Genomic DNA, 5,722 nt, shown 5'->3' with positions numbered 1-5,722 from the left:
ATGAATTTCAGCTATTTTTGAGACTAGGTACTCTCATCGAATTTTATTTTAAGTTAATTATTTGCATAACAATTACCGAAGAGCCGACAAAACAAAGCGAGCAACTGGAACATCTCCCCCTAGATGTTAAGTCTGATTGCCTGGTCATTCTCAACAAGCACTGTTTATTGATAATGACCGGGGGAACCCTGAAATTTTCGGCTTAGTTGCCGGCAGCTTCCCGCCAACTCACTCCTCTAGATAAGTATTTTGACTCAGGCATCTTCCTCTTTTGAGACGTTGTGACACTTAGGGTGCGGAATGTGGGATCTAATGTTCAAAATTCGTGCGTTACGCTGACGCTAACACACCCTACTGGATTGTTTCAGTGCGATGCCGAAGGCACTGCATAGCAGTACGCTATCGCTGTAGGGTGCGTTCCTTAATGCAAGTCCTACTGCTCCACCAATAGATTTTGGGGAACGCACCCTGCACATTGATTGAAGCTGTGAGTCTAAGTGGGATGACGAAGGCACTGCCTAGCAGTACGCCGATCTGGTCGCGCAAGGGGCGGACTATAATGAACGGTGAACCTGATTGGTCAGAAAAAATTGACCAATATTTGTCTGGTGAAACCATTGACCATTAAGTGGATTCTAAGGAGCTAAGGGAATGACCTGGACGGCAAACCAACAAGCGAAAATTATCCGTACAGAGCGTGGGCTAACGATTGCTGGCACACGCACTAGCCTCTATGATGTGATCGATCTCCTAAAAGCTGATTATCCTGCTAAACTGATTCGCGACACATTTAACCTCACGGACGCGCAAATTGACGCAGCTTTGTCCTACATTACGGCAAACCAAGCTCAGGTCGAGGTTGAATATCAAGAGGTTCTTCAAAATAGAGAAGAAATTCGTCAGTACTGGGAAGATCGTAACCGCGAACGCTTTGCTCGAATTGCAGCAATGCCACATAAACCAGGGCAAGAAGCGTTTTGGGCAAAGCTTGAGGAGCAGAGAGCGAGACGTGCCGCACAAAAACAATGACTTTCTTAGTTGACTACAACCTCGACGGTTATGCGCTGATTTTTCTTGGTATATTGGCAAAACGTGGTTGGCTTGAGTTTCAGTCTGTCCAATTTGTCACCTTTAGAGAGGTTGGATTGTCGATGGAAAGTAGCGATCGCGTAGTCTGGCGCTATGCTCAAGAACAGGAGATGATGATTCTTACTGCTAACCGAAATATGAAGGGTGATGATTCCCTTGAGCAGGTTATGCGAGAAGAGAACACAGAGAACTCGTTTCCAGTGTTGACGATGGGAAATCTCGATCGTTTGAGTGAAGCTGAGTATAGAGAGCGCTGCGCTGAACGACTGATCGAAATTGCTGTAGATCTTGATAATTACAAGGGGGTTGGTCGGTTATTCATTCCATGATATTGTCGGCTACGCTTGAAAATTAAGGCGATCGCAGTCTTATCGGTGAGATGCACGGCATAACTTAGCCGTTATGCGGCAAGTTTCTGAATAGATCGCAATCGCTGTAGGGTGCGTTCCCTAATGCAGGATTTTTGAGAACGCACCATGCACATTGATTGAAGCTGTCAGTCTAAGTGCGATGCCGAAGGCACTGCATAGCAGTACGCCGATCTGGTAGGGTGCGTTAATGAAATGTAACGCACCTTATCTAATGTTCAAAATCCGTGCGTTACGCTGACGCTAACACACCCTACTGGACTGTCTCAGTGCGATAATGCAAGTCCTACTGCTCCACCAATAGATTTTGGGGAACGCACCATGCACATTGATGGAAGTCGTTAGACCGCTTCAATTTTAGGGTAATAGTTGCTAAAGTCCGCTAACTTCACCAGTGAACCCACCTAGGGAGAGGTTTTTGATCGCTAAAAAATTCTTTCCTCTCCATAAAAACGATAAAATCTCTATTCTGCAAGCATAAAGAGGCTTCAGGCAAATTTAAAGGCACATTTAAGCCGTATAAATCGAATATTTCCAGTTTTTTCAGCTAATCAAGCCATTAATGGCTTGATTTCTTTGCATCTAACCCAAACAGTATAATTTTTTCTTCGATGTATTGAAATTGTTTTTTATTTCATATAAAATACAATCTCAGAGAAAATACCTAGCAATCTCCCATAAATAAACAAAGGAGCCGATGACATCGTGATCCCTGATCCTAGATCCCCAAAACCGAAAACCCTCTTACCTTTTATTTCTCTAGCTACGGCTGCCGTCGTCACAACGGGAATCGGACTAACTTTTAGTCCCCTATCAGCATCGAGTAAGCTGCTGGCAGCTGCGGATAAAGAGCAAGCTAAACAACAAACCGTGGAAATCACCCTGGTTTCCTACGCGGTGACTCAATCGGCCTACTCGAAAATCATCCCTCTATTCGTCAACAAATGGAAAAGAGAGAAAAAACAGGATGTAGTGATTAAACAGAGTTATGGCGGCTCTGGTTCCCAAACCCGCGCTGTTATCGACGGATTAGATGCAGATGTGGTAAATTTGGCCATCGGTTCCGATGTGGAACGCTTGCAAAAAGCGGGTTTAGTTAACCCCGGTTGGCAGAAAGAACTCCCCAATAACGCCATCGCCACTCGTTCCGTGGTAGCCTTAGTTACTCGTCAGGGCAATCCCAAAGGAATCCGCAACTGGCCAGATCTAGCCAAATCGGGGATTAAAGTCATCACTGCCAACCCGAAAACCTCTGGGGTGGCCCGGTGGAATTTTCTGGCCCTGTGGGGATCGGTAACTCGGACCGGCGGCAATGAAGCACAAGCGACCAATTTCGTCCGCAATGTCTATAAAAACGTGCCTGTACTACCCAAAGATGCCCGGGAAGCCAGCGATGTCTTCTTTAAACAGGATCAGGGGGATGTGCTGCTTAACTACGAAAACGAAGTGATTCTGGCCCGTCAAAAAGGAGAAACCGGTTTTTCCTATACTATTCCTCCAGTCAATGTTTCGATCGATCCGCCCGTGGCCGTAGTGGATAAAATAGTCGATAAACGCAAAACCCGGGAAGTAGCGACAGCTTTTGCCCAATTTCTCTTTACTCCGGAAGCGCAGCGGGAATTCGCCAAGGTGGGTTTCCGTCCCGTTAATGCTAATGTGGCTAAAGAGTTTAGTAAACAATATCCAAAAGTGTCGAATCTGTTCCCCTATACGGCGGTTGGTAGTTGGGATGCGATCCAGAAAAAATTCTTCGCTGATGGGGCGATTTTTGACCAAATTCAGCGTTAATTAGTAGTAGGCCGTCAGCCGTTAGCTAAGTAAGTGGTTCTGATTAATTGATCCCCCCTTAATCCCCCCTTAATAAGGGGGGTATCTGACAATTTTCAACACCTACTTACTTAGATAGAGCTTGCTGAATAAATCTAAAAACCTTGTTGGATAAGGCTTTTAGACTTTTTTGACCTCAAAAAGTGCCGACCATTGGAGGGATCGGGGGTAAAATTTAGGGATTTTTTCCCTGAAAATTAGGTAACTGACTACCTCAAAATCGGTAAAACCCTACACCCCACACCCCACACCCCACACCCTGCCCCCACCAACAAACTTTTTCAGCAAACCCTAGATAGCTGATGGCAAAAAAACAAAACTAATAGTTAGTAACTAAAAAAAGATGTATCTACTTGACAAAATCAAAAACGGAAGCCTGGTATTGATTGGTTACTTATTATCGCCCCTATGTTGGTGGAATGATCTAATTTTTAATCTGCCGATCGCCTACGGTTTCGGTCGTTTAATTGCTTGCTTACACGCCGATTTTTTTCTACCCGCAGCCGTGGTTGGTTATTGGTTATCTAATCTTGTGGGAATCCTACTGATGCAATTCGGGACGAAAGAATTAATCGGTGGAGAGAAAGAAGAACGCAATTGGTCAAAAGAATTAAGAAATGGATTACTTTCCTCGACTGCCTATACATTAGTTATTCTGGTCTTGCTCCATTTTCAGGTATTAGAAATGCCCCTGTTATCCTCGATCGCCACTTTTTCCCCGTGATTCCCAAAACTTACTTAAACAATAGCTTAATTTTCTTAGCCATCTTGTTAACATCCCTAACTTTTACGGATTTAGCGATCGCTATTGATCGGCATCCCCAAGGATTTGCGTGGGAAAAATCCCTGATGCTATCTATTCATCAAACCGCTAATTTAAACCTAAACTTTTTGGCGATAAAACTAACGGGATTAGGTACTTATTGGGGAGTGGCTCCGATACTAACAATTTCACTGCTGATTTTTGCCCTAAAAAAATACTGGTATGGGTTCGCTTATCTCCTTGTAAATATGGCGGGAGGTTGGGCAATTAGTTATAATCTTAAGATTCTTTTTCATCGAAATCGCCCGCAATTTTGGCCGTTATTTTATCCCTTACCCGATGATTTTGCCTTCCCTAGCGGTCATGCTTTATTTAGTTCCCTGTTAGTGGTTTCTTTACTGATTTTATCTTGGAGAACGCGCTGGTTTTTCGGGGTAGTTTTACTGGGGATTCCCTTGGTTTTGGTTATTGCTTGGACTCGTCTTTATTTAGGAGTTCACTTTCCTAGTGATATCCTTGCCTCTTGGCTTTTAGCGATCGCTTGGTCGCTCCTAGTGCATATCTGGTGGCAACAGTTATTAAAGACACCCAAGGCGATCAACACCCAAGAAGAAATTAATAATTAATCGGCCTACTTGCTGCAAAAAAAATATCACGTTATACCTAAATTTTTGGAGAAAGCTAATCAAAGCCCTATAGTAATTATCGTTTGATACTCGTCGCTGACACTGAATCATGAAACCAAAACTGCGTCAAGGGAAGGGTCTATCCCTGGGACGGTTTCAAAGCCGTCCCCTTGCTTTTTTCACTTTAGTTCTCCTCTGCATTTTAACCTTTACCTTAGCCCCGTCATCGCCCCTGATGGCCACGTCTAAATCTGAGACTAAGATAGACTTTGTATCGCCGGTTTGGGTAGCACAAAATCTCAACGATCCGAAGTTAAAAATTCTCGATGTGCGGATTAACCCTTTGGAATATATCACCGGTCATTTACCGAAAGCGGTGAATATAGCCGACAATAATTTTCGTGGTCCAAACGGATTTTTGCCGGTTCAATATTGGCAAGAGGATAAAATTGGCAGTCTCTTTGCCGCCGCGGGAATCACTAATGGCGATCGAGTGCTGGTATATTCCGATGGTCGCGATGTCTTGGGGGCAACCATGGTCGCCTATTTACTAGAGCGATCGGGTTTCCGAGATGTGGCGGTCTTAGATGGCGGGTTTAAGGGTTATAAGGGTTCTGAACAGAAGGTAACGAAAGAATTCCCTAAATATCAACCCGGGAGCTTTACTGTCCGTGATAATCCCTCGATTCGGGTAAATTTAGCAGAAGTAGAGAAATTGATCGGCAAACCCGATGTGGTTTTTATCGATCCTAGACCGGAAGAACTTTTTCAGGGGAAACAGGATATCTGGCTGAGAAATGGTCATATTCCGGGGGCGAAAAATATACCCTGGCCGACTTTTACGGAAGCGAATAATCCCGATGAATCTCTGAAAAATCCCCATAAATTGAAATCTTTAGACGAAATCAGGAAGATTCTTGCCCAACGCAACATCAAGCCCTCGGATAATATTATCGTCAGTTGCAGTACCGGACGGGAAGCGACTTTACAGTATGTTGTCCTCAAACATCTGCTCGGTTATCCCAAGGTGCGAATTTATGAGGGTTCTT

The 5,722-nt window shown here is 44.2% G+C and carries 7 protein-coding genes; all 7 read left to right on the top strand.

Annotated features, from left to right (window positions below; all coding sequences use genetic code 11):
- On the top strand, window positions 1-206 hold a 206-nt coding region (locus tag PX482_RS21005; RefSeq protein ID WP_288122979.1), incomplete at its 5' end, for a hypothetical protein.
- A 445-nt stretch (window positions 207-651) separates the two neighbouring features.
- A complete protein-coding gene (locus PX482_RS21000; RefSeq protein WP_002762697.1) occupies window positions 652-1,029 on the top strand; it encodes a DUF433 domain-containing protein in 378 nt (125 codons plus the stop codon).
- Window positions 1,026-1,418 carry a DUF5615 family PIN-like protein gene (locus tag PX482_RS20995; RefSeq protein WP_002762696.1) on the top strand — a complete coding sequence of 131 codons (393 nt, stop codon included), beginning with the start codon at window positions 1,026-1,028 and terminating at the stop codon, window positions 1,416-1,418. The genes PX482_RS21000 and PX482_RS20995 overlap by 4 nt, the downstream gene beginning before the upstream one ends.
- A gap of 744 nt (window positions 1,419-2,162) precedes the next feature.
- Window positions 2,163-3,245, top strand: coding sequence for a sulfate ABC transporter substrate-binding protein (locus PX482_RS20990; protein ID WP_002762695.1), 1,083 nt, complete (start codon window positions 2,163-2,165; stop codon window positions 3,243-3,245).
- A 382-nt stretch (window positions 3,246-3,627) separates the two neighbouring features.
- The gene (locus PX482_RS20985) at window positions 3,628-4,008 is read left to right on the top strand and encodes a DUF7980 family protein (protein WP_002762694.1); all 381 of its coding nucleotides are present in this window, start codon (window positions 3,628-3,630) and stop codon (window positions 4,006-4,008) included.
- A complete protein-coding gene (locus PX482_RS20980; RefSeq protein WP_288027800.1) occupies window positions 4,005-4,673 on the top strand; it encodes a phosphatase PAP2 family protein in 669 nt (222 codons plus the stop codon). Before PX482_RS20985 ends, PX482_RS20980 begins: the two co-directional genes overlap by 4 nt.
- A 109-nt stretch (window positions 4,674-4,782) precedes the next feature.
- The coding region (locus tag PX482_RS20975) for a sulfurtransferase (RefSeq protein WP_288122978.1) at window positions 4,783-5,722 on the top strand (940 nt) is incomplete at its 3' end.

Origin of the sequence: Microcystis sp. M53602_WE12 (genome assembly GCF_030065455.1) — a bacterium.
Lineage (GTDB): Bacteria > Cyanobacteriota > Cyanobacteriia > Cyanobacteriales > Microcystaceae > Microcystis > Microcystis aeruginosa.
The sequence above is the reverse complement of the archived record's forward strand: the minus strand, read 5'-3'. Positions and strand labels throughout refer to the sequence as shown.